The 21,910-nt window shown below is 68.5% G+C and carries 10 protein-coding genes and 2 tRNA genes; 3 read left to right on the top strand and 9 right to left on the bottom strand.

What is annotated here, in order from left to right:
• Nucleotides 1–113 precede the first annotated feature (113 nt).
• The 3 genes from HUA74_RS17125 to HUA74_RS17115 all read right to left on the bottom strand — a co-directional run bounded on the left by HUA74_RS17125 (nt 114) and on the right by HUA74_RS17115 (nt 4,509).
• Nucleotides 114–2,273 (bottom strand): flotillin family protein, encoded by a 2,160-nt coding sequence (locus HUA74_RS17125; RefSeq protein ID WP_141647542.1) that lies wholly within the window; start codon nt 2,271–2,273, stop codon nt 114–116.
• A 126-nt stretch (nt 2,274–2,399) separates the two neighbouring features.
• Nucleotides 2,400–3,224, bottom strand: a complete 825-nt coding sequence (locus HUA74_RS17120; RefSeq protein WP_174455358.1) for a hypothetical protein — start codon at nt 3,222–3,224, stop codon at nt 2,400–2,402.
• A 229-nt stretch (nt 3,225–3,453) separates the two neighbouring features.
• Nucleotides 3,454–4,509, bottom strand: coding sequence for an acetylserotonin O-methyltransferase (locus HUA74_RS17115; RefSeq protein ID WP_254625098.1), 1,056 nt, complete (start codon nt 4,507–4,509; stop codon nt 3,454–3,456).
• Between the two features lie 110 nt (nt 4,510–4,619).
• On the opposite strand from HUA74_RS17115, the gene HUA74_RS17110 reads away from it, so the two are divergent.
• Together HUA74_RS17110 and HUA74_RS17105 are read left to right on the top strand one after the other, a co-directional pair.
• Nucleotides 4,620–5,327 carry a 2OG-Fe(II) oxygenase gene (locus HUA74_RS17110; RefSeq protein WP_174455357.1) on the top strand — a complete coding sequence of 236 codons (708 nt, stop codon included), beginning with the start codon at nt 4,620–4,622 and terminating at the stop codon, nt 5,325–5,327.
• 263 nt (nt 5,328–5,590) lie between these two features.
• A complete protein-coding gene (locus HUA74_RS17105) occupies nt 5,591–5,962 on the top strand; it encodes a DUF1330 domain-containing protein (protein ID WP_141646334.1) in 372 nt (123 codons plus the stop codon).
• Between the two features lie 13 nt (nt 5,963–5,975).
• On the opposite strand, the gene HUA74_RS17100 is transcribed toward HUA74_RS17105, so the two are convergent.
• Complete coding sequence (locus tag HUA74_RS17100; protein WP_174455356.1) at nt 5,976–7,643, bottom strand: amidase; 1,668 nt, start codon at nt 7,641–7,643, stop codon at nt 5,976–5,978.
• Between the two features lie 108 nt (nt 7,644–7,751).
• Here HUA74_RS17100 and HUA74_RS17095 point away from each other — a divergent pair, with 108 nt between their 5' ends.
• Nucleotides 7,752–8,810 carry a patatin-like phospholipase family protein gene (locus tag HUA74_RS17095; protein WP_174455355.1) on the top strand — a complete coding sequence of 353 codons (1,059 nt, stop codon included), beginning with the start codon at nt 7,752–7,754 and terminating at the stop codon, nt 8,808–8,810.
• Between the two features lie 19 nt (nt 8,811–8,829).
• Here HUA74_RS17095 and HUA74_RS45640 read toward each other — a convergent pair whose 3' ends face one another.
• From HUA74_RS45640 to HUA74_RS17065, 5 genes are all read right to left on the bottom strand, one after another.
• Nucleotides 8,830–11,241, bottom strand: coding sequence for a cation:proton antiporter (locus tag HUA74_RS45640; RefSeq protein ID WP_217443480.1), 2,412 nt, complete (start codon nt 11,239–11,241; stop codon nt 8,830–8,832).
• Nucleotides 11,242–11,548: 307 nt separating this feature from the next.
• Nucleotides 11,549–18,862, bottom strand: a complete 7,314-nt coding sequence (locus HUA74_RS45630; protein ID WP_174455354.1) for a myxosortase-dependent M36 family metallopeptidase — start codon at nt 18,860–18,862, stop codon at nt 11,549–11,551.
• A 528-nt stretch (nt 18,863–19,390) separates the two neighbouring features.
• Nucleotides 19,391–19,464 (bottom strand) — tRNA-Met (locus HUA74_RS17075).
• A 68-nt stretch (nt 19,465–19,532) separates the two neighbouring features.
• Nucleotides 19,533–19,606: transfer RNA gene (locus tag HUA74_RS17070), tRNA-Met, on the bottom strand.
• 97 nt (nt 19,607–19,703) lie between these two features.
• Nucleotides 19,704–21,662, bottom strand: a complete 1,959-nt coding sequence (locus tag HUA74_RS17065; protein ID WP_174455551.1) for a S1 RNA-binding domain-containing protein — start codon at nt 21,660–21,662, stop codon at nt 19,704–19,706.
• Nucleotides 21,663–21,910 lie beyond the last annotated feature (248 nt).

Raw genomic sequence — 21,910 nt, 5'->3', positions numbered from 1 at the left:
CCCCGTCCCGCCCGGATGGGAGGGACGCCACCCCGGAAGGCTTGGGGGCGAGGTCGTCGTGACGCCATGCCCGCCCTCGCGCTCGGCGAGGGCGGACCCTTCTGCTGCCCGAATCAGCCCTGCTTGTCGGAGGCGGCCGGCTTGCCCTCGGCGCCCAGGAGCGCCTTCAGGTTCGCCGCCGGGTCCGTCGGGCCGGGCGTCATGCGGTGCAGCAGCGCCGCCACCGCCAGGTTCTGCGCGTCATTGCTCAGACCCGGCTTGGAGAGGATCTCCTTGAGGTCCGCCGGCAGGTCCTTCTGGCCGTTGAGGTAGCCCCCCAGCGCCGTCTTCAGGGCCTCGCCGTGGTCCAACGCGCCGTCCACCGCGGTGCCGAACGACACCGCCTTGACGAAGCGCTCGAAGAACTGGCCGTCGCCACCGACGATGTTGAACTTCGCGTTGGCGAACGCCTTGGCCAGCACCTCGGCCTGGGCATGGGCGATGTCCTTGCGAACGCGGATCGTCTCCAGCTCGATGTCGCGCTCCTTGTTGAGCTTGAGGCGGAACTCCTCGTGCTCGCGGCCCACGCCGTCCATCAACTTCATGGACGCCGCCTTCTCCGCGAGGCCCCGGGCCTCGGCGAACAGCTTCTCCTGGATGGACGAGGCCTCGGCGAGCTGCATCTCCTTCGTGGCGAACGCCTCCGCCTCGCCGCGCTTGTGGATGGCCACCGCCTCGGCCTCCTGCACGCGAGCCCGGGCGATGCCCTTCTCCTGCTCACCCGCGGCCTCCGCCAGCAGCCGCTCACGGACGACCTGCGCCTGCGCGTGGCCCTGCTTCTCGATCGCGCCGGCCTCCGCCTCCTTCACGCGCACCTGCGCCATGCCCAGCTTCTCCGTGGCCGCGGCGTCCGCTTCCTTCACACGGATGCCCGCCAGGCCCTCGGCGGCGGACTCGGCCTGGATGCCGTCGGCCAGGCGCATCTTCGCCTTCGCCGTCTTGTCGGCGGCCTCGAGGTCCGCCTCGGCGAGGGTGAGCTTCTCCTTCGCCATGAACACCGCCATCTCGCTGTTGGCCTTGGCGGCGTTCACGTCCTTGACGGTCTTCTCCTGCGCCTGGGCCTCGGCGTTGATGATGATCGCCTGCTTCTTGCGAAGGGCGTCGGACTCCACGCGCAGGTCCTTGATGCGCTCCTCCTCCTGCGCCACCGTCTTCTCCACGGCGATGCGAGCGCGCACCACGTCGGCGATGTTCTTCTTCTGCTCCTCGAGCGCCTTCTCCTTGTCGATGCGCTCCAGCTCCGTCTCACGCTCCCGGCTGATGGCCGCCAGCGAGCGGGCGCGCTCCACGTTCTCCGCCTCGACTCCCACTTCGCGCTCGCGGTGCTTCTGGGCCACTTCCACGTCGCGCGACTTGTTCTGCTCCTGGACGAGGATCTCCTGCTCCGCCTTGATGCGGGCGAGCTGCGCCTTGGAGTACTGCTCCTGCTTCACGCGCTCGGTCTCCGCGGACTCCTCGGCCTGCACCGTCTCGATGGCGCGCCGCTGCTTCGCGGAGGCCTCTTCACGCTGACGCTCCAGCTCGAAGATGCTCTGGTCGGCTTCCACGTTGCGCTTCGTCACCGCCTGGCGCTCCGTCTGGCGCAGCTCGTTGGTGACGATGTTCTGCTCGGTGGTCAGCTTGGTGATCTTCCGGATGCCCTCGGCGTCGAGGATGTTGTCCTTGTCGAGCATCTCGACCGGGGTCTGCTCCAGATAGTCGATGGCGCAGTCCTCCAGCATGTAGCCGTTGAGGTCCCGGCCAATCACCTCCACCACGTTGTCCTTGATCTCCGCGCGCTTGGTGTAGAGGTCCACGAAGTTGAAGTTCTTGCCCACCGTCTTGAGGGCTTCGGAGAACTTGGCCTCGAAGAGCTTCTCGAGCGTCTCCTGGTCGCTGGCGCGCACGCAGCCGATGGACTGGGCGACCTTGAGCACGTCCTCACGCGTCTTGTTCACGCGCACGAAGAAGGTGACCTTGATGTCCGCCCGGATGTTGTCCTGGCAGATGAGGCCTTCCTTGCCGCGACGGTCGATCTCCACCGTCTTCAGCGCGATGTCCATCACCTCGGCCCGGTTGATGATGGGGAAGACCACCGCGCCGGTGAAGGTCACGAGCGGCTCGGTCTTCAGCGTGTTGACGATGAGCACCTTGCCCTGATCCACCTGCCGGTACAGGCGAACGATGGTGAGGACGATGCCCGTGAGGAGGATGACGCCTCCGCCGACGGCGGCTACCAAGGTGATGGGATCCATGGCCTTTTTCCTGTGAAGTATTGACAGCGGGCCTTGTATCAGGCGCCAGAGATCCCCCGCGAAAGCCCTCTGGCGTCGAATCCACACACGGTCCGCCCCCCTGAGCGGACCGCGCCTCGACTCAAGTCATGTACGCGCTCGCGCGCGGGCCAGCGCCGCGGCCCGAGCGGGGTCGCGAAGCTGATCCATCTCTTCCGGCAACAGCCAGTCCACGGGCTCCACCTCGTAGACATCCCGCTGGGCGTCGTACGACAGCACCAGCGCGGGATCTCCCCGCTTGAGCCCGTTCTTCTTCGAGCAGACCACGTTCAAGATGAAGCCCGCCTCGCCGTCCTCGAACGTCGCGTGGCCGTTGCGGTCCGTGACACCGCCGCTGGAGATGGTGCACACCCGGCCCATCAGCGAGTCACGCCCGGGCGCCTTGCGCGCCACGAAGACGGGCTTGAGCGGCCGCACGGCGATGCCCGAAATCACCAGCCCCGCGACGAAGCACAAGAGCCCCACCGCGCTGCTGATCAACCACGAGGGAAGCACGCCTCCAAGCGCCGCGTGCGCGGGCGGGGTCGCCACGAGCGACAGGAACCACGAGAAGAACGAGACGAGGCTCACGGACACCGTGAGCGGGATGCCCGCGAAACCCAGCGTGGAGAGGATGCCGCCGTCCACGTGCGCGTCGTGGTCGTGCGCGCCCATCGCCTTGCCGCCGCCCTGGATGGCCTCGCCCGCAGCCTTCGCTCCACCTTCCAGCGTCCCGGCCAGGGCCTTGCCCCCGCCCTCGAACGCCGCACCCAGTGCCTTTCCACCCGATTCGAAGTCGACGTGGCCGCCATCGAGCAGGTCGATACCCACTGCCCCGATGATGACGAACAGCCAATATGTGAGCACCACGCCCATGGCGGTGGTGAAGATCGCGGTCGGGAACGCGAGGATGGCGTCGAAGAAGGGCGTCATCGTCGCCCGGGACTCTAATCGAGCCTGATTCCCTCCGAAAACCGCCCCCGTCGATTTCCTGGACGGACGCTCGCCGAGCCTCCGAGCGAAGCCCGCATCGTCAAGCAGCCCCGGGCTTCACGACTCCTGGAGGGCCCGGCCGCGGCGGGCGTCCGGGGTCCACCCCCACCCGGACATGGGAGCACGGGCCCGGCGTGAGCTGCGACGCCGGGCCGTGGGAATGCGCGACTCAGGCGGGAACGACCTCCACCACGCTGGGCGGCATGTACGTCGGCAGCACGCGATGGATGCGCAGCCCGGCCTTCTCCAACAGCGCGGTGTACTCCGTCCCCGTGCGCTCCTGGCCGCCCACCAGCACGAGCATGGCCATGTCGTAGAGGTTTCCGAAGTGCGACACGTTGTCGCCCGGCAGCACCGTCTCCACGATGAGCAGCTTCGCGCCCGGATGCATCGCCTCGCGCACGTTGGTGAGGATCTTCAGGCTGCGCTCGTCGTCCCAGTCGTGGAGGATCTGCGACAGGATGTAGATGTCGTAGCCCGACGGAATCTTCTCGAAGAAGTTGCCCTCCAGCACCTCGCTGCGCGACGCCATGCCCAGGTTCGACAGGCGCGCGGTGGCCTCCGCCTTGACGTGCGGCAGCTCGAAGAGCGCGCCCCGGAGGTTCGGATGGGACTGGAGGATGTGAGCCAGCAGCGTGCCCGTTCCACCGCCCACGTCCACCACGGACTTCGCGGTGGAGAAGTCATACGCGCCCACCACCGCCGGAGCGTTGAGACTCTGATACGCGGCCATGCTGCCGTTGAAGATGGCCGCGTCCTCGGGGTGCTTGGACATGTAGCCAAAGAAGCTGTCCCCCATGAACTTCTCCACGGAGGGTTGCCCCGTCTTCAGCGACGACACCAGGTCTCCCCACGCCTGCCAGGACAGCAGGTGGCCATGCGCGCGCAGTGAGCCATACACCGAGCCCGGGCTGTCCTTCTGAAGCATCCTGCCCAGCTCCGTGAGACCGAAACGCTGGCTCTGCTCGTCCTTGACCAGCACCCCCAGGCCGGTCAGGAGTCGGAGCATGCGTCTCAACGCCGGAGCATGGGTGCCGCTCGCCTGCGCGAGCTCCTCCACGCTCTTCGGCTCATCACCGATGGTGTCCGCGATACCCAGCTCCGCCATGATCTGCAGGCTGCGAGAGACCCAGAAGCCGTAGACCATCTGGGTCATCACGACCGCGGGCGGAGGTGAGCTGGGGGCGGCGGGGGCGGCGTTGACGGGACGAGGTTGCTGGCTCATGCAGGGGGGGACCTTGCGCGGGGGGAGTGAGACACGGCAATTCTGGAACCTAAAAGGTAGGCTGTAAAAGCACTTCTTCGTCTCTTCCCTCGCAATCCCCGCCTTTTGTCGTGCGCCCCTACATCACCCACCGTCAAGCCCTCCCCCCCGTGGAGCTGGAGTCCCTGCGAGACGCACTGCTGGGCTCTCGCTTCGTGGCCCGCAGCCCGCTGATGGGCACGTTCCAGGCGAGTCGGGGCTTCGCCTTCATCTTCACACATGAAGGAAGGAGCACCCTGGAGGCGCGCTTCCCGTTCCTGCGCGCGTATCTCGCGCGGGTGCTGGCGCCGGAGAGCGCGCGCGGCTTGAGACCGTGGAGGGAGCGGCTGTTCGGCTCGCGCCAGCCAATGCCCAACGCGTTCTATCTGAACCTGCTGTTGCTCGACGCGGGCAAGGGCGTGGGCCGACACATCGACGCGACGTTGCAGGGGCCCAGCGGCGTCCCGGAGGCCACGCCTCGACACGTGAGCGTCCTGTATCTCCAGATGCCCGCGGGCGCGCGCGGCGGCGCGCTTCGCCTGCTGCATGACAATCGCGACGTGGGCGAGGTGCGGCCACGGCCCGGGCTGCTGGTGCACTTCCAGGGACATCTCCAGCACGAGGTGCAGCCCTTCCTCGGCGCGCGGGACGACTCGCAGCGCGCGAGCCTCGTCTGCGAGCAATACGTCTTCGCGCCTGACGCGCTCGCGCGACTGCCACCCTTCCGCATCCAGTCCAAGGCGGGCTTCGCCGCCTACCTGGATGCGCAGCGCGAGCGCACCGACACCGGAAACACCTGAACGAGCCTTCAACGGCCCGCGCGGAGCCCTCCGGCTGGACCCGACACGGCGGGCCCGAATCGCTTCGGCATCCCGCGTGAGGCGGGCGGCGGGCGCGTCGAGACGGAGCCTGGCTTCCGTGGCGCGCGTGCCGTGGGTGGCGTGGGCCCCAGTTTCTGGGGCTCCCGGGTCTGTCCTGTTCCGGGTTCACCGTACGGTGAGACTGAGCGACAATGACACGCCGTCTCGATGGGGGGCGGACCGATTCGATTTCAGGAGGCACCGTGGCTGTCGATCCGCAGGGCACCGACGTTCAGCGCTTCATCCAGGAAGACCCCGGGGGGCCGCTGGTGATGATGAACCTGGTGCGGTTCAAGGAGGGGGGACGGGCCTCGTTCGCGGAGTATGCGAACGCCATCATGCCGTTCATGATCAAGGCAGGCGCGCAGCCCCTCTACGCGGGCGACGGCTCCACCGCGCTGGTGGCGGAGCCCGGGCAGACCTGGGACGCGGTGATGCTGGTGCGCTACCCGAGCCGCGCGGCGTTCCTGGAGATGGTGAACGACCCGGACTACCAGCGCTTCAGCCATCTGCGCACGGCCGCGCTGCACGAGGCGGTGATGCAGGCGACGCTTCCCTGGGCTGCGTCGCCCTGAGCGTGGCGAGGACTCAGCGCCCGGCGACGAGGCGCAGGTCCGCGGTGGGAACGAAGCCAGGCGGACGTCGGTGCCGCGTGGCCTGTTCGTAGGCATGGGCGAGCTTGAGCAGCGTGGGCTCGCTCCATGCGCGACCGATGAACGACAGCCCCACGGGCAGCCCGCGCACGTAGCCCGCGGGCACGGTGAGGGTGGCGTAGCCGGAGACGGCGGCGGGGGTGGAGCTGCTGCCCAGCCAGTGGTCGCCGTTCACCAGGTCGATGAGCCCTGGAGGCGCCTGCGTGGGCGCGACGAGCGCGTCCAGTTGGTGCTTGCGCATCACCTCGTCGATGCCCTGCGCGCGTGACAGCCTGCGACTGGAGGCCAGGGCCTTGAGGTACTTCGCATCGGAGAGCGGTCCGCGGGCCTGCGCCTGACGCAGCAGCTCCTGCCCGAAGTACGGCATCTCCGAGTCCTGGTGCTCCTCGTTGAAGCGGATGAGGTCCGCGATGGTGCGCAGCTTCGTCGTGCCGCCCAGGCTCGCGAGCCACGACTCCACGCCTGCCTTGAACTCGTGGAGCAGCACCTCGAACTCGGGCTCGTCCAGCTTCGCCGCGTTGGGGATGGAGGCCGGGTCGACGAGGATGGCGCCCTTCGACTTCATGACCTCCAGGGCCTGCTCCACCAGCGCGTCGGTGGCGGCGTGGTAGCCGAAGAAGCGCTCGCGAGGGACGCCGATGCGCGCGCCCTTCAGCCCGTCGGCGTCGAGGAACTTCGTGTAATCCAGTCCCGTGCGGCCCTGGCTCGCGGCGGTCGCCACGTCGGAGGCATCGACGCCGGCGAGCACGGTGAGCAGCGCGGCGGCATCCGCCACCGTGCGCGTCATCGGGCCCGCGGTGTCCTGACTGTGAGAGATGGGGATGATTCCCGAGCGGCTGACGAGTCCCACCGTCGGCTTGAGTCCCACGAGCGAGCACGCCGCGGCGGGCGACACGATGGAGCCATCCGTCTCCGTGCCCACGGACACGACACAGAGGTTCGCGGCCGTCGCGGCGCCCGAGCCCGAGCTGGAGCCCGACGGCGACCTGTCCAGCGCATACGGATTGCGGCACTGGCCGCCGCGTCCACTCCAGCCGCTGGCGGAGCGCGTGGAGCGGAAGTTGGCCCACTCGCTGAGGTTTGTCTTGCCGAGGATGACAGCGCCCGCGGCGCGCAGGCGCTCGACGACGAACGCATCTCGCGAGGGCACGGCGCCGACGAGCGCGAGCGAGCCCGCGGTGGTCTGCATCCGATCCGCCGTCGCGATGTTGTCCTTGATGAGCACGGGGATGCCATGCAGCGGACCGCGAGCGCCCTTCTCCTTCCGCTCCAAGTCCAACGCTTGGGCGATGGCGAGCGCGTCGGGATTCAGCTCGATGACGGACAGGAGCGGCAGCGAGCCGGTGCGGTCCATGGCCGCGATGCGCGCCAGGTAGCGCTCCGTGAGGCCGTGCGCGGTGTACTTCCCTTCGCGCAGGCCGGCCTGGAGGTCGACGATGGTGGCCTCCTCCAGTTCGAACGGACTGGAGGAAGGAGCAGCGTGCCCCCGAGGGTTCGCGGTGGCGTCCACCGTGGCCAGGGCCGTGACAGCGGCCGAGCCACCGAGGAAGGCGCGCCGACTCATTTCCCAGGAGCGATGTCCGGAAGGCGTGGGCTTTTTCATGGGGGCGCGCGCAGTACAGCAGTGGCGCATGGATTGTCGCAAGCCATGCGGGCCCGAGCACGGAAGTCCCGCGCAACCCACCCGCTCCTGTTACGGTGCAACCCCGACATGGCCTCGAATCTGACGCTTCTGGCGGGACCTGACGCGCTGCGGCTGCTGCGTGCGCGGGGGCTGCGCGGTGACGACGTGGATGTGGTGCCTGGAGCCTCCGGTGGCCCCAAGTGGTTGGTGCTGGCCGGGCTGGACCGCGCCCTGTTCGGCGAGCTCTTCAAGGGACGCACCCGCCCCCTGCACTTGATTGGCAGCTCCATCGGCAGCTGGCGACTGGCGTGTCTGGCCCAGAACGACCCGGTGTCCGCGCTGCGGCGCTTCGAGGCGGCGTACATCGACCAGCGCTATCCGCCCAAGCCTTCGCCCTCCCTGGTGAGCGAGACGAGCGAGCGCATCCTCGATGCGCTCCTGGGAGATGATGGCCTGAAGGAGATCCTCAACCATCCGTGGGCGCGGCTGCACATCGTCACGGCGCTGTGTCGGGGTCCCCTGGGTGTCGAGCATCCGCGCGTCCAGCTCCTGGGCCTGGCGCTGTGCGCGATGGGCAATGTGGTGAGCCGCAAGAGCCTGAGCCTCCACTTGCGCCGCGTCATCTTCGACACGGCCGGCGACACGACGCCCTTCGCGGGACAGAAGGATTTGCCGTCCGTCCACCTGCCCCTGACGGCGGAGAACCTGAAGCCGGCGCTCATCGCCTCGGGCTCGATTCCGCTCGTGTTGAGCGGCGTGCGCATCCCCGGTGCGCATCCAGGGGTGTACCGGGATGGTGGCGTCATCGACTACCACCTGGACCTGGACTTCGGTCCTGGTGAGGGACTGGTGCTGTACCCGCACTTCTATCCGTATGTGGTGCCTGGCTGGTTCGACAAGGCCCTGCGCTGGCGACGGGCGCGGCCGGAGAACTTCCGCAGGGCGCTGCTCATCTCCCCGTCCCCCGAGCTGGTGGCAAGGCTGCCCGGTGGAAAGATTCCGGACCGTGTCGACTTCGAGCGGATGACCGACACCGCGCGAATCCGCGCCTGGAACCAGGTGGTCTCCGAGAGCGAGCGGATGGGAGACGAACTCCAGGAGCTCATCGCCACGGGACGACTCGCCGAGCACGTGAGGCCGCTCTGAGCCTGGAGCCGCGCGGCGCTCACTTCCCTGCCGGCGCGGGCTCGCTTTCGAGCTGGACCTCGTCGAGGTAGCACCAGCCCCAGCTCTCACCGGGCTCCAGCGAACGGATGAGGGGATGTGTCGTCTCGTGGAAGTGCCCCGTCGCGTGCTTGTTCTTGGAGTCGTCGCAGCAGCCCACGTGGCCGCACGTCATGCACAGCCGCAGATGGACCCAGGTGTCATGGAGCTTGAGACACTCCTCGCACCCGCGCGTCCGGGGCCGTACGGGACGGAGCTGGTCCAGGTGGGCACAAGGCCCCGTGCCCGCGCTCGGATGGAACTCGATGGTGGCCTGCGTGTCGATGAGCTCCGCCGCCGTGGGGGGTGCGACGTTCTCCGGTGGCCCGGCCTCCACCTCGAGTCCTTCGGGAGGCGGTGAGCGGAACAACTCCGCGCCGCGCTCGAAGGCCGTGACCGAGCCCTTGAGGACGAGTTCGTCACCGACCTCGAACCGCGTGTGCGGCTCCACTCGCGACAGCGGCACCCCTTCCCTTCGCAGCTCCAGGACCTTGAGCGCCCCACCGGCTCGCTGGACCAGCGCCTCCACCGTCTGTCCGGCGATGGGCGCACCCGGGCGGACCGTCACGCGGCGAGAGCCCAGGCAGTCTTCTTCCAGGGCGCAGACGAGCAGCGGCTTCTCCAGCGAGCCCGCCAGTCGCAGCGCCGCGTAGCCGGAGCGCCGCACGGCGTCCTCATGGCCCTCGATCTCCTCGGGGGACTGTTGATAGTCCTCGAGAAGCGAGGTCAGCACGGCGACCAGACTCTCCAGCTCCTCGCACACGACGACGTCCGCGCCAGCCTCGTTCATCGGCTCCACGTCCGCGACCGTGCGCACGCGAGCCACCAGTCGCAGCGTCGGATTCTCCATCCGCGCCACCGCCACCACGCGGTGGGCCATGGCGACCTCGTCGTCGACGACCATCAACAGCTTCGCGCGTTGGACGCCTGCCACGCGCAGCGTGCGCTGACGCGCATAGTCGCCGCGAAGCACCGCCATGCCCTCGGCCTCCGCTTCATTCGCGCCCTGGGGACTCAAGGTGGCCACCAGGAACGGAATGCCCGAGCCGCGCAGCACGCGCGTGAGTCGGCGCGCGCCATCTCCGTAGCCGGCGACGATGACGTGGTTCTCGAAGCGGGCGAAGGACTCGGCCGCGAGGGCTTCGGACTCGTCCGTGGAAGGGCCCTCCTGCGCCATCGCGTTGTGACCTCTGCGGGTGAGGCGTCCACCCGCCCAGATGCCCAGCCGGGACAGCAGCGGAGTGAGCACCATCAACATCACCGTGGCCGCGATGAACGCCTGGGAGCCCTCGGGGAGGCCCGCGGGAAACAACCCCAGGCGCCGGCCGCTGCGCTCCAGCACGAAGGAGAACTCCCCCACCTGAGCCAGGAGCAGCGCGCTCTCCACCACCACCGGCGCGCGATAGCCGAGCGCCAGCACGCTGATGGCCGTCGTCACGGCCTTCACGACGAGTACCGCGACGATGGCCAGCAACACCACGGGCAGGTGCGCCACGAGGAAGCCCACGTCCAGCAACATGCCGACGGAGACGAAGAACGTCGCACTGAAGAGAATCTGGAGCGGGAGGATTTCTCCGAAGGCGTGCTCGCTGAAGCGGCTCTCGCTGACGACCAGGCCCGCGAGGAAGGCACCCAGGGACACACTCACGCCCGCGAGGCTGGTGAGGAACGCCGTGCCGAAGCACACTGCGATGACGGTGAGCAGGAACAGCTCCGGTGAGCACGTGCGCGCCACCACCTCCAGCAGCCGGGGCATCAGCCGCCGCGCCACCACCAGCACCGCGACGATGATGCCGAGCGCCTTGGCGAAGGCCCACACGAAGTGGAGCGGTGAGTCGCCCTTCCCCGCCAGGATGGGGACGAGCAGCACCATCATCACCACGGCGAGGTCCTGGAAGATGAGCAGCCCCAGGGACACCTGCCCCACGTCGGACGAGGTCCCTCCCCTGTCTCCGAGCAGCTTGAGGACGATGGCGGTGGAGGACAGCGCGACCAGGAAGCCGGTGAACAGCGCGGGCCGCCACGCCACGCCGAACAGCATGAGCAAGCCCATCATCCCCACGGACGCCAGCCCCACCTGGAGCCCTCCGCCGCCGAAGAGGAGCAGCTTGAGCCGGGCCAGCTTCTCCAGGCTGAACTCCAGGCCGATGCTGAACAGCAGGAGGATGACGCCGAGTTCAGCGGCGGAGTTCACCAGCTCCAGGTCCTTCACCAGGGCCAGGGAGTTGGGTCCAATCAGCGCGCCCGCGAGGAGGAAGCCGACGATGGGCACCAGCCTGAAGCGATGGCCCACGTAGGCCATCACCGCGCCCGCGGCGATCAGGATGACAATCTCTTGCAGGAACGGCGGCGCGGCCGAGGCGAGTGGGAACATGGACGGAAGGCGGCGGCCCGGTCGAGCCACACGGGAGCCGAGCCTGCCCCAGCGCGCATGGCCACCCGTGCGCCGCGCGGCGGATTCGTGCACCAGTCACCGTCACGCGGCAGGGGCTCGTCACTTCGCCCCCACGAACGTTGTCCCGCGAACGACGCCGGAATGAACAACGGCCGACACCCTCGCGAGAGGATGCCGGCCGTCGGACTTCAAGAATGCTCGAACCGCTGGAGAGCCTCCGGGTCCGGGCCTGTCAGGCTCCCGTCCCCGGAGGAGACCGCCTCCCCGAGAGGAGGCGGCTTCCGGCTCAGTTCACGCGACGACGACGGTGCAGCAGGCTGAGCAGCGCCAGGGCGAGCATGCCCGCCGGAGCACCCGCGCCCGTGGACGAGCAACCACCCCCATCATCCGGGGTGGCCGTGGCCGCCACCGTGACGCTGTGGGTGGCGTTGTGGCTGTCCTTCACCGTCAGCTTGAACGTGAACGTGGCGCTGTCGTCATCCAGCTCCGGAACGTCCACGTTGAGCACCGCCTTGGTCGACTCGTTGAGCGTCACGCTCGGGCCGCCCGTCTGCTCCCACTTGTAGGTCAGGGCATCGCCATTCGCGTCGGAGGAAGCCGAGCCGTCGAGGGTCATCGACGTCTGGCTGCCATTGAGGATGATGCGGGCCTTGGCCACCGGAGCGACATTCTCCACCGGCGCCGCGGTGATGGTGATGACGACGAGGGAGGCCGCGCTGTTGGCCGCCCCGTCGTTCACCACCAGGCTGAACACCAGGTCGCGCTCGGCCGTCACCGTCGGAGCGGTGAAGGTCGGCTGAGCCGCCGTGGCCTCGGACAGCGTCACGGCCGGACCGCTGATCTGCGTCCACAGGTACGTCACCGTGGTGCTATCGGGGTCGCTGCTCGCGCTGCCGTCCAACGTCACGGTGGCACCGGACACGGCGGAAGCCGCCGCACCCGCGTTCGCCGTGGGAGCACGGTTCACGTTGCGCACCGTCACCGTCACCGTCGCGTTCACGTTGGCGTCACCGTCGGACACCGTCACGCGGAACGAGAGCGCCGCGTCGTCATCCACTTCGCCCGCGCTGAACGACGCGGTCGCCGTGTTGGCGTTCTGCAGCGTCACGGTGGTGCCCGTCAGCTGGGTCCACGCGTAGGTCAGCGTGTCGCCGTCCGCATCCGTGGCATGGGCCACGAGGGAGACAGTGCTCCGCTCGTCGGCCGTCACCGCGGACGCCGTCACCACGGGCGCACGGTTCGGAACCGGCGGCGCGGTGATGGTGATGACGACCAGGGAGGCCGTGCTGCTGGCCGCGCCGTCGCTCACCACCAGGGCGAAGACCAGGTCGCGCTCGGCCGTCACCGTCGGAGCGGTGAACGTCGGCTGGGCGGCCGTGGCGTTGGACAGCGTCACCGCCGGCCCGCTGACCTGCGTCCACTGGTACGTCAGCGTGGCGCCGTCGGGGTCGCTGCTCGCGCCGCCGTTCAGCGACACGGTGGCACCGGACACGGCGGAGGCCGCCGTACCCGCGTTCGCCGTGGGAGCACGGTTCACGTTGCGCACCGTCACCGTCACGTCCTGGGTCGCATCGAAGGTGCCGTCGGACACCGTCACACGGAACGTGAGCACCGCGTCGTCGTCCACGTTACCCGCATCGAACGTCGCGGTCGCCGCGTCGGCATTCTGCAGCTCCACGGTAGCGCCCGTCAGCTGGGTCCACGCGTAGGTCAGCGTGTCGCCATCCGGATCGGAGGCCTGCGACACGAGGGAGACGGTGCTCCGCTCGTCGGCAGTCACCGCGGACGCCGTCACCACCGGAGACCGGTTGGGGATGGCCGCCGGGTTGATGGTGATGACCACCAGGGAGGCCGCGCTGCTGGCCGCACCGTCGTTCACCACCAGGCTGAACACCAGGTCGCGCTGCGCCTCCACCGACGGAGCGGTGAAGGACGGCTGGGCGGAGACCGCGTTGGACAGCGCCACGGACGGGCCGCTGATCTGCGTCCACGTGTAGGACAGCGAGGTGCCATCCGGGTCGCTGCTCGCGCTGCCGTCCAACGTCACGGAGGTACCGGACACGGCCGAAGCCGCCGCACCCGCGTTCGCCGTGGGAGCACGGTTCACATTGCGTAGCGTCACCGTCACCGTTTGGTTCGCGGTGGCGCCACCATCGGACACCGTCACGCGGAACGTGAGCTCCGCGGCGTCGTCCACGTCACCCGCGTCGAACGTCGCGGTCGCCGTGTTGGCGTTCTCCAACGTCACCGTCGGAGTGCCGGACAGCTGCGCCCACGCGTAGGTCAGCGCGTCGCCATCCGGGTCGACGCCCTGGGCCACGAGGGAGACAGTGCTCCGCTCGTCGGCCGTCACCGCGGACGCCGTCACCGACGGAGCCCGGTTGACCCTCGTGACAGCCACGTTCACCGAGTCGCTCGCGACGGACGTCCCGTCGCTCACGGTCAGGCGGAACGTCAGCGTCTCCACACTGTCGGGAGCGGTGAAGCGGGCGGTAGAGGTGGTGGCGTGGGTGATGCCCACGGGCGTACCAGCCGTCTGCACCCAGGTGTACGTCAGGACGTCGCCGTCGGCGTCACCGCCCACGCCGCTCAGCGTGTACTCGGAACGAGCACCCACGGTGCCGTCGGCACCCGCGTTCGCCGTCGGCGCGCGGTTGGCGTTGAGCACCGTCACCGTCACGTCGTGGCTGGCGGTCGCCGTGCCATCCGACACCGTCACCCGGAACGTCAGGGTGGCGGTGGTGACGACCTCGGCGGCCGTGAAGGTGGCCGTCGCGGTGTTCGCACCAGACAGCGTCACCGCGGCGCCGGACAGCTGCGTCCAGGCGTACGTCAGCGTGTCACCGTCCGGGTCCGTCCCGGTGGCGATGAGGGTCGCGGTGGTGCGCTCGTTGACCGTGACGGGCGAGGCCGTCACCGCCGGCGTGCGGTTCACCGGATTGACCTGCACGTTCACCGTGTCGCTCGCGGTGGAGCTGCCGTCGCTCACCGTCAGGCGGAACGTCAGCGTCTCACCGGTCGCCGTCTCCGGCGCGGTGAAGGTGGCGATGGCCGAGGTGGCGTTGGTGATGCCCACCGGAGTACCGGCCGTCTGCACCCAGGTGTACGTCAGGGCGTCGCCATCCACGTCGCTCGCCGAGCCGCTCAGCGTGGCCACGGCGCGCTCGTTCACGGAGCCATCCAGGCCCGCGTTCACCGTCGGCGCGCGGTTGATGTGAAGCACGTTCACCGTCACGTCCTGCGTGGCGGTCGCCGTACCGTCAGACACCGTCACCCGGAAGGTGAGGACGGCGTTGGCGGCCACTTCGCCCGTCGCGAAGGAGGCCGTCGCGGTGTCCGCGCCCGACAGCGTCACCGGGGCACCGGACAGCTGCGTCCAGGCGTACGTCAGCGTGTCACCGTCCGCATCCGAGGCCGTGGCCGTGAGGTTGGCGGTGCTGCGCTCATCGACCGTCACCGACGAAGCGGTGACCACCGGGGCGCGGTTCACGTCGTGGATGACCACGTCCACGGTGTCGTTCACGCTGACCTTGCCGTCGGAGACGGTGAGGCGGAACGTGAGCATCGTGTCGAAGTCCACCTCGGGGGTCGCGAACGTGGCGGAGGCCGCCGTGTAGCCCGTCAGCGCCACCGGAGTGCCGGACACCTGCGTCCAGAGGTAGGTGACGCTGTCGCCATCCGCGTCGCTCGCGGAGCCGGACAGGGTGAAGCTGCCACGCTCATTCGCCGAGCCATCCAGACCCGCGTTCACGGTGGGAGCGCGGTTGACGTTGAGCACGCGCACCGTCACGAAGTCCGTGGACGTCAGGCTGCCGTCGCTGACGCTCAGCCGCAGCACGATGTCGCGGTCCGACGCCACTTCAGGGGACGTGAAGGTCACGGTGGCCGTGTCGGCGCCGGACAGCGTCACCGCCGTGCCGGAGAACTGCGTCCAGGTGTACGTGAGCGGATTGCCGTCTGCGTCCGTCGCGCTGCCCGCCACCGTCACCGCGGTGCGCTCGGGCACCGTCTGGTCCGGACCGGCGTTGGCGACCGGAGGACGGTTCAGACACACGTTGTTGTCCGCCGCCAGGGAGGTGAACGGCGTGTTGTCGATGCCGCTGAAGGACAGGTTGTCCAGCGCCCAGCCCGTCGCGCCGACGAAGTTGTCGGTGCCGATGCGGAAGCGGATCTGGACCGTCTTGCCAGCGTACGTGGTGCCCAGGTCCAGCGTCGCGGGATCGAGCGTGGGGAAGTTCGCGCTCGTGCCGACGATGGCCTGACGGCCCTGCAGGGGGTTCAGCACGCCCGGAGCCGTATCCAGCACGCCACCGTACAGGGGGACGCCGATGTCGATCCACGTCTGACCATTGTCCTCGGTGAGCTCGATGACGGCGCCGTCGTAGTTGGCGTTCGCGTCGGCCTCGAAGTCGTGGGTGTGGTCGAAGCTGACGATGAACGGCGCGGTGGCGCTCACGTTGAGCGGCGGGGTCTTCAGCCAGAAGTCCGTGGGGAACTCCCGGTTCTCGCCGAAGAACGCGCGGTCGATGAACGCTTCATCGACGTAGACGAGCCCGAAGAAGTACTCGTTGATTTCAGGCGCTTCGCTGGACTCGAGCTCCCATGGGAGCGTCGCGGGGTTGGACTGGACGTTCTCCGTCCGGCTGGTCTCCGGAGCCTCGTCGTAGTTCGTCACCGCGTTCAGCGCGGCGATGACGTCTCCCGGAACCGCCTGGTTCTCATCGCGGAAGGCGATGATGAACTCCGCGACGGAGGCCGTCGCGGCGCCCGTCAGGGTCACCGGCAGCGCCACCGTCACCTGGCCGAACACGGGAATCTCAGGCAGGCGGACCACGCCCGCGTTGCCGATGACGACACCGCGGGACGGCGAGAACACCGTCACCGAGGCGTTGCGCGCGGGGTGCGAGCCGGTGTTCGCGATGGTGACGACGATGCGACCCGTCTCACCGTTGTCGAGCACACCGTCGCGATCACACGAACCGGTGGGCAGGTCGTCGGAGAGCGTCGCGCTCACGAGCCCCAGCGCGGGACCGGTGCGGAAGCTTTCGACCAGACCCTCGTGGGTGGTGGAGACATAGGACGGGGCCACGGCGCCGACACCGGCGCCACGCTTGGCGAAGGCCGTCCACATCCGCTCCGCATCCGCGGGGTCGATGGCATAGGCACCCGCGAGGATGGCGTCACGCGCCTCCAGGAAGGTGGGCGCGTAGGGCGTCTGCATGTACCCCAGGACGATGTACTGCTTCATCCGGTCCTGAGCCACCTGGAACGGGTGGACGCGCAGCAGCGACGTATAGGCCTCCCAGAGCATGGTGGCCCACACCTCACCCGAGTTGTGGAACTGCGAGTTCGGGAGGGTGTTCGTAATGATGGGCGCGGTGGTGGGCAGGGCGGACGAGTTCGCGATGTGGCGGAACGTCAGCGCGTTCTTCGCCATGTCGGACGAGTACGTCACGCGGCGGATGCCGAAGAAGGCGCTGTCGGGAGAGCCGTAGCGGGGGGCGAACTCCGCCGCGCCGTACGCACCCGTCCAGTCAGGGTTGGAGGGGACGTTGATGTCCTCCGCCCGGGTCACCATGAGCAGCGCGTGGAAGTCAGCCCAGCCCTCGCCCATGGAACGGCCCTGTTGGTTGACGAGGCCGCCCGCATCGAGGATGAGGCGGTTGCTGATGTAGTGCCCCCACTCGTGCGCGACGATGATGTTGTCGACGGTGCCGTCCGGGCCGATGCTCGGCGCACGGAACAGGCGCACGTTGAGGCCCGGCTCGTTGCGGAGCAGGTTGCCATTCGCCAGGGTGATGCGCAGCGCGGGGATGGTGAGCGTGGTCGAGGTGCCGCCCATGTCCACGACCGGCCCCGCGGCGTTGTCCGCGATGATGACACCCGTCGCCCCAGCGGCCTGCGCGCTGGTGAGCTTGTCGACGAAGCCGCAGCCACCGCGGTCAATGAGGGCGATGTTCCCAGCCACCGCCGCCGCGTTGGTCAGGGCGGTGCAACCGTCCGTGGTGGAGGGCCCACCCGCGGTGACTTCGTCCAGCGCGATGACGACATTGCCCACCACGTCGAACGCCTGGGCACCCATGCCGGATGCGATTCCGACGGCATAGTTACCCGCGACATGGGCCGGAGCATTCACCGTCAGGCGCGCATCGCGCGGGCCGGAGAAGCGGTACATCTGCATGCGCGGTGAGGCACCATCCGCCGGCGTCAGCATGTTGGCGTTGTCGGTGCCGCTGTAGTCCTGCGCCTGCGCCTGGATGGGGTCGCCGTCCTCGCCACCGCGCTCGAAGTTGTCGAGCTGCGCGTTGCCCGAGAGCTCGTCGAACCCGGAGTCGTAGTACCAGTCGTGCAGCCAGTTGTTCAGGTAGAACAAGCTGGTCGTCGCCGCGGCGATCTGCTCCGCATTGGCGTTCGGCTGGATGTCGAACAGCATCGTCCGGTCGAACACGCCGGGAGCCGTGACGGTGGGGCGAAGGTCGCCCGCGCTGAAGAAGTCCGGCGCAAAGAGGTCCGCGTACGCGTCCACGTTGTTGCCGGCGGTCACCGTCGCACCCGCCGCGAGCCACGGGTCATTCTGGCTGTAGGGCGCGTTCTGCAGGGTGACGAGCGAGGGAGGAACGAACGCGGGCCGGAAGCCCGTCGGCGCACCGTCCGGGTGCGGCGTGGCGTTCGTGCCAGCGGGACCGTCGTGAGGCGTATACGGGGGTGTGGTGTCCGCGAAGACGCGGTAGCTGAAGGCGGCCTGCTCGCGCATGTCCTTGCGAGACAGCACGCGACCATCCAACGCGGAGATGACGTACGCGTAGGCGTCCGAATCGACGCTGTTCTCGCGGCCGGTGATGACCTCCACGTAGTACGCGGGCACCAGCGCGTTCGGAAGCGCGTAGTAGACCTGCTTGGCGCGGGCGGGCTCGCGAAGACTCTCTTCCTGCGGTCGCGCGTACGAGGCCAGGGCGTAGCGCGTATAGCGGCCCGTGGGCTTCGCGCTCTTCACCTGGTTCAGCAGGCTGCCGTCGAGCGCGGAGCCCGTGACGTCCTGAAAGGCGGCGGCGATGGCGGACTTCGCCGACAGCTTGAAACGCATCCGCTCCGGCGCGGCCCGCGCCGTCACGTGCTCGGAGATGGTGCCGGAGACCGACACCAGCTCGTTGTTCTTGTTCAACAGCAGCCGGAGGCTCTGGCGGAACACCTCGACGCCGGAAACCTCCTGCGCCACGGTGACGACCTTGACACCCTGGGGCAGCTGCTTGACGGCGGAGACGCGGGCACCGGCCACCTCGAACGACTTCACGCCGTACATCGCCGCGTAGTCGTTGAGCTGGGTGAGGGCCGCCTGCGCCGGCGCCATGCTGGCGTACTGCGCCTTCAGCTTGTTCTGTGCACCACCAGTGGCCCACAGGAAGCGAGGGGCGCCGGTGTGCTCATCCCGGTGGGTGACACGGACATCCGTGTCGGCGTCCACCGGCTTGAAGCTCGCGGCGGTGCGGCCCGCGGGCTTGGCTTCCAGGAATGCGTCGTAGTTCGGCAGCGTCCGGGCGAAGGAGCCAGTACCTGAAAGTACCAGCGCCAGGCCGGACAGCTTGGCAACCAACCTTCTCACGTGGGGGTGCTCCCATGGGATTGCGCGGGGTGGGAGCCGCCCGGGAGACCCGATACGTCGCGTTCCGACAGCCTTGCCGGAAGCTCAGGTCTGTTCTGATTGGCTCCCAGGTGACAAATTGTCACCTGTTGGAGAGATTAGTGCCTTTACTGGTGTAGGTTGAAAGGCGACATTGCGGTTTTTTCTATGATGGCGGGAGATTTCCGTATCCACGAGAGACCTCGTCTGAAAAATCCCCAGTCATTTCAAGGGGCTGCAATGTCCAGGGCCAACATTCCAGTGCTGACGGACCTACCCAGTTTCTCCCGTGTCAAGCCAGACGCGACGGGGAGTCCCGGCGGTCGTCGGGGCACGGACACTCCCCTGCCCCCGGGTTGATCTGCCATTGGGCTGAGGGGCGGGACGGCGCGCTGACGCGAAGGCATCCAAGCGCACCAAAGAGAAAACCCCGGCCACCATCTCTGGCGACCGGGGTCTTCAACCTTGCGGTTTCTTCCGAATCCAGACAGGCCCTCGAAAGACACCAAGTTGCGGGGGCAGGATTTGAACCTGCGACCTTCGGGTTATGAGCCCGACGAGCTACCAGGCTGCTCCACCCCGCGACATGTTGTGTTTGCCTATAAACACCAGAGGCCCGGCTTTCTATTCTCCGGGCCTCTGGCATTCCTAATTGCGGGGGCAGGATTTGAACCTGCGACCTTCGGGTTATGAGCCCGACGAGCTACCAGGCTGCTCCACCCCGCGTCAGCGGCGAGGGAGGTAGTACCGCCCCTCGCCGTGGACTGCAACATCTATTTCCCGCGAACTCGAACACGCGTCACACGTGCTCGAGTCCGGTGAATCACTTGCCGAACTTGCTGAAGAGATCGGCGAGCGTGCCGAAGCCCTTCTTGCCAGCGGCGGCGCCCTGCGGCTGCTGCGTCTTCTGCCACTCCTCCACCTCGGCACGCTCCTCGGCGCGCACCGCGGCGGTGACGGACAGACGAATCTTGCCGGAGGCGTCGATGTCGAGAATCGCCACCTTCACCTCCTGGCCGAGCGCGTAGTGCTTGCGCAGATCCGTGCCGCGCTCGGTGCCCGTCTCGCTGGCCGGCAGCAGACCCTTGCCACCCGGGAACTGGAGGAACACGCCGTAGGGCTCGATGCGGTCCACCTTGCCCACCACCACCTGCCCCGCCTTGGGACGCGGCGTGGCCGGAGCCGAAGGCGCGGTCTTCTCCGCGGCCACCGGAGCCGTGCGCTCCTCGGGAGGACGCTGCGCCTCGTCCTCGGTGATGCGGCGCAGGCCGATGCGCTTTTCGTTCGCGTCGATCTTCTCGACGGCGACCCAGATGGTCTCGCCTTCCTTCACGACGTCGCGCGGGTGCGCGATGCGACGATCACTCAGCGCGGAGATGTGCACCAGGCCATCCACGCCCGGACGCAGCTCCACGAACGCGCCGAACTGCTGGAGGCGGACGACCTTGCCCTGCAGGCGGTCGCCCTCCTTGATCTCGGAGATCGCCTTCTTGAAGGGATCTTCCTGCCGCGAGCGCATGGACAGCGTGATGCGCTCCTTCTGCTTGGTCTTGTCGGGCGAGTTGGGCTGCGCGGGCTCCATGCGCAGGATCTCCACCTCCACCTCGTCGCCGGACTTCACCACGTCGCTGGGGTGACCCACGCGCGTGTACGAGAGCTCGGAGACGGGGATCATCCCCTCCACGCCGCCCAGGTCCACGAACACGCCGAAGTCGCGCACGCCAGAGACCTTCCCCTTGACGATGCTGCCCTCGGACAGGGTCTTGCGCGTCTCCGCGGCGAGCGTGCGCTGCTCGTCCTCGAGCAGCGAGCGGCGCGACAGCACCACGTTGCGGTCACGAACCTCCGTGACGCGGAACTTGAGCTTCTCGCCGATGAACTGATCCGGCTTCTCCACGTAGCGCAGATCCAGCTGGCTGATCGGGCAGAAGGCGCGCTGGTCACCGATGGCGACCTCGACACCGCCCTTGTTCACGCTCAGCACCATGCCCTCGACGGGCATGCCGGAAGCGCGGGCCTCGGCCAGCATCGCCATGGACGCGCTGCCCTTGGCCAGCGCGCGGCTCAGCACGATGCCCTTGGCGCCCACCTCGATGACGTGCGCCTCCAGGCTGTCGCCGACGCCGAAGCGCAGGATGCCCTCGTCGTCCTTGAGCTCGCGAAGCTCGATCATCGCCTCGCTCTTGGACGAACCCTCCAGCGACACGAACGCGGTGTCCGCGCCGAGCTGGAAGATGGTGCCCTTGACCTTCTCGCCCAGGCGGACGCCTCGACGACCGGGAGCGCCCCCCTCCTTCACCTGCACCTCGAACATCTCGGCGAAGGACTCAGACTCGGGGACCTCCTCGTACAGCGCCGTGGAAGGCGCCGGCGTCGGCGCGACAGCGCGCGGCGTGGGAGTCGGAGTGGCGCCGGAGGCCTCGGCGGCGGCCGTGGTGGCCTCCGCCGTCGCGGTCGCCTCGGAGGGCTGCTCACCCACCGGACCCCGCGTTTCGATGGCACCCGACGCACGCTTCACGACGACCATGGGGCCGGACGGACGGCGCTCGCCGCCACCACCGCGGCGCTCACCCCCTGGGCTGCCACCGCCCCGCGGGCGGCGCTCCTCGCGAGGAGCTCCTCCTTCGGGACGCGGCTGCGCATCGCGGCCCTGACCGGGACCGCCGCGCTCGCCTCCGCGACCGCCGCCGCCGCCACGACCTCCCTCGCCACGGCTTGCGCCGCCCGAAGGAATGCCGAGCATCACGTCGCCGAAGGTCGCCTTCGGCTTCTTGGGGCCCATTCCGCCAGGACCGCCCGCATTGGAACCGTTCTTCTCGTCGCTCACTGCCGAGACCTTCCTGAGACGAAGTCAGCCCAGACTTCCCGTGAAGCCGGAGCCCATGAAAAAGGCGGCGCACTCTACACGCGCGCCCTGTCGGGAGGAAGCCCCGATGACGCGCACGTGGTCCACACCACCGCCAGGACCCTAACGACGAGAGCCCTTTACGCCATCCCTTCCGACACCTGATTGCACCCCCAATCAAAGCC

Source organism: Myxococcus sp. CA051A, from assembly GCF_013336705.1.
Lineage (GTDB): Bacteria > Myxococcota > Myxococcia > Myxococcales > Myxococcaceae > Myxococcus > Myxococcus llanfairpwllgwyngyllgogerychwyrndrobwllllantysiliogogogochensis.
The sequence above is the reverse complement of the archived record's forward strand: the minus strand, read 5'-3'. Positions and strand labels throughout refer to the sequence as shown.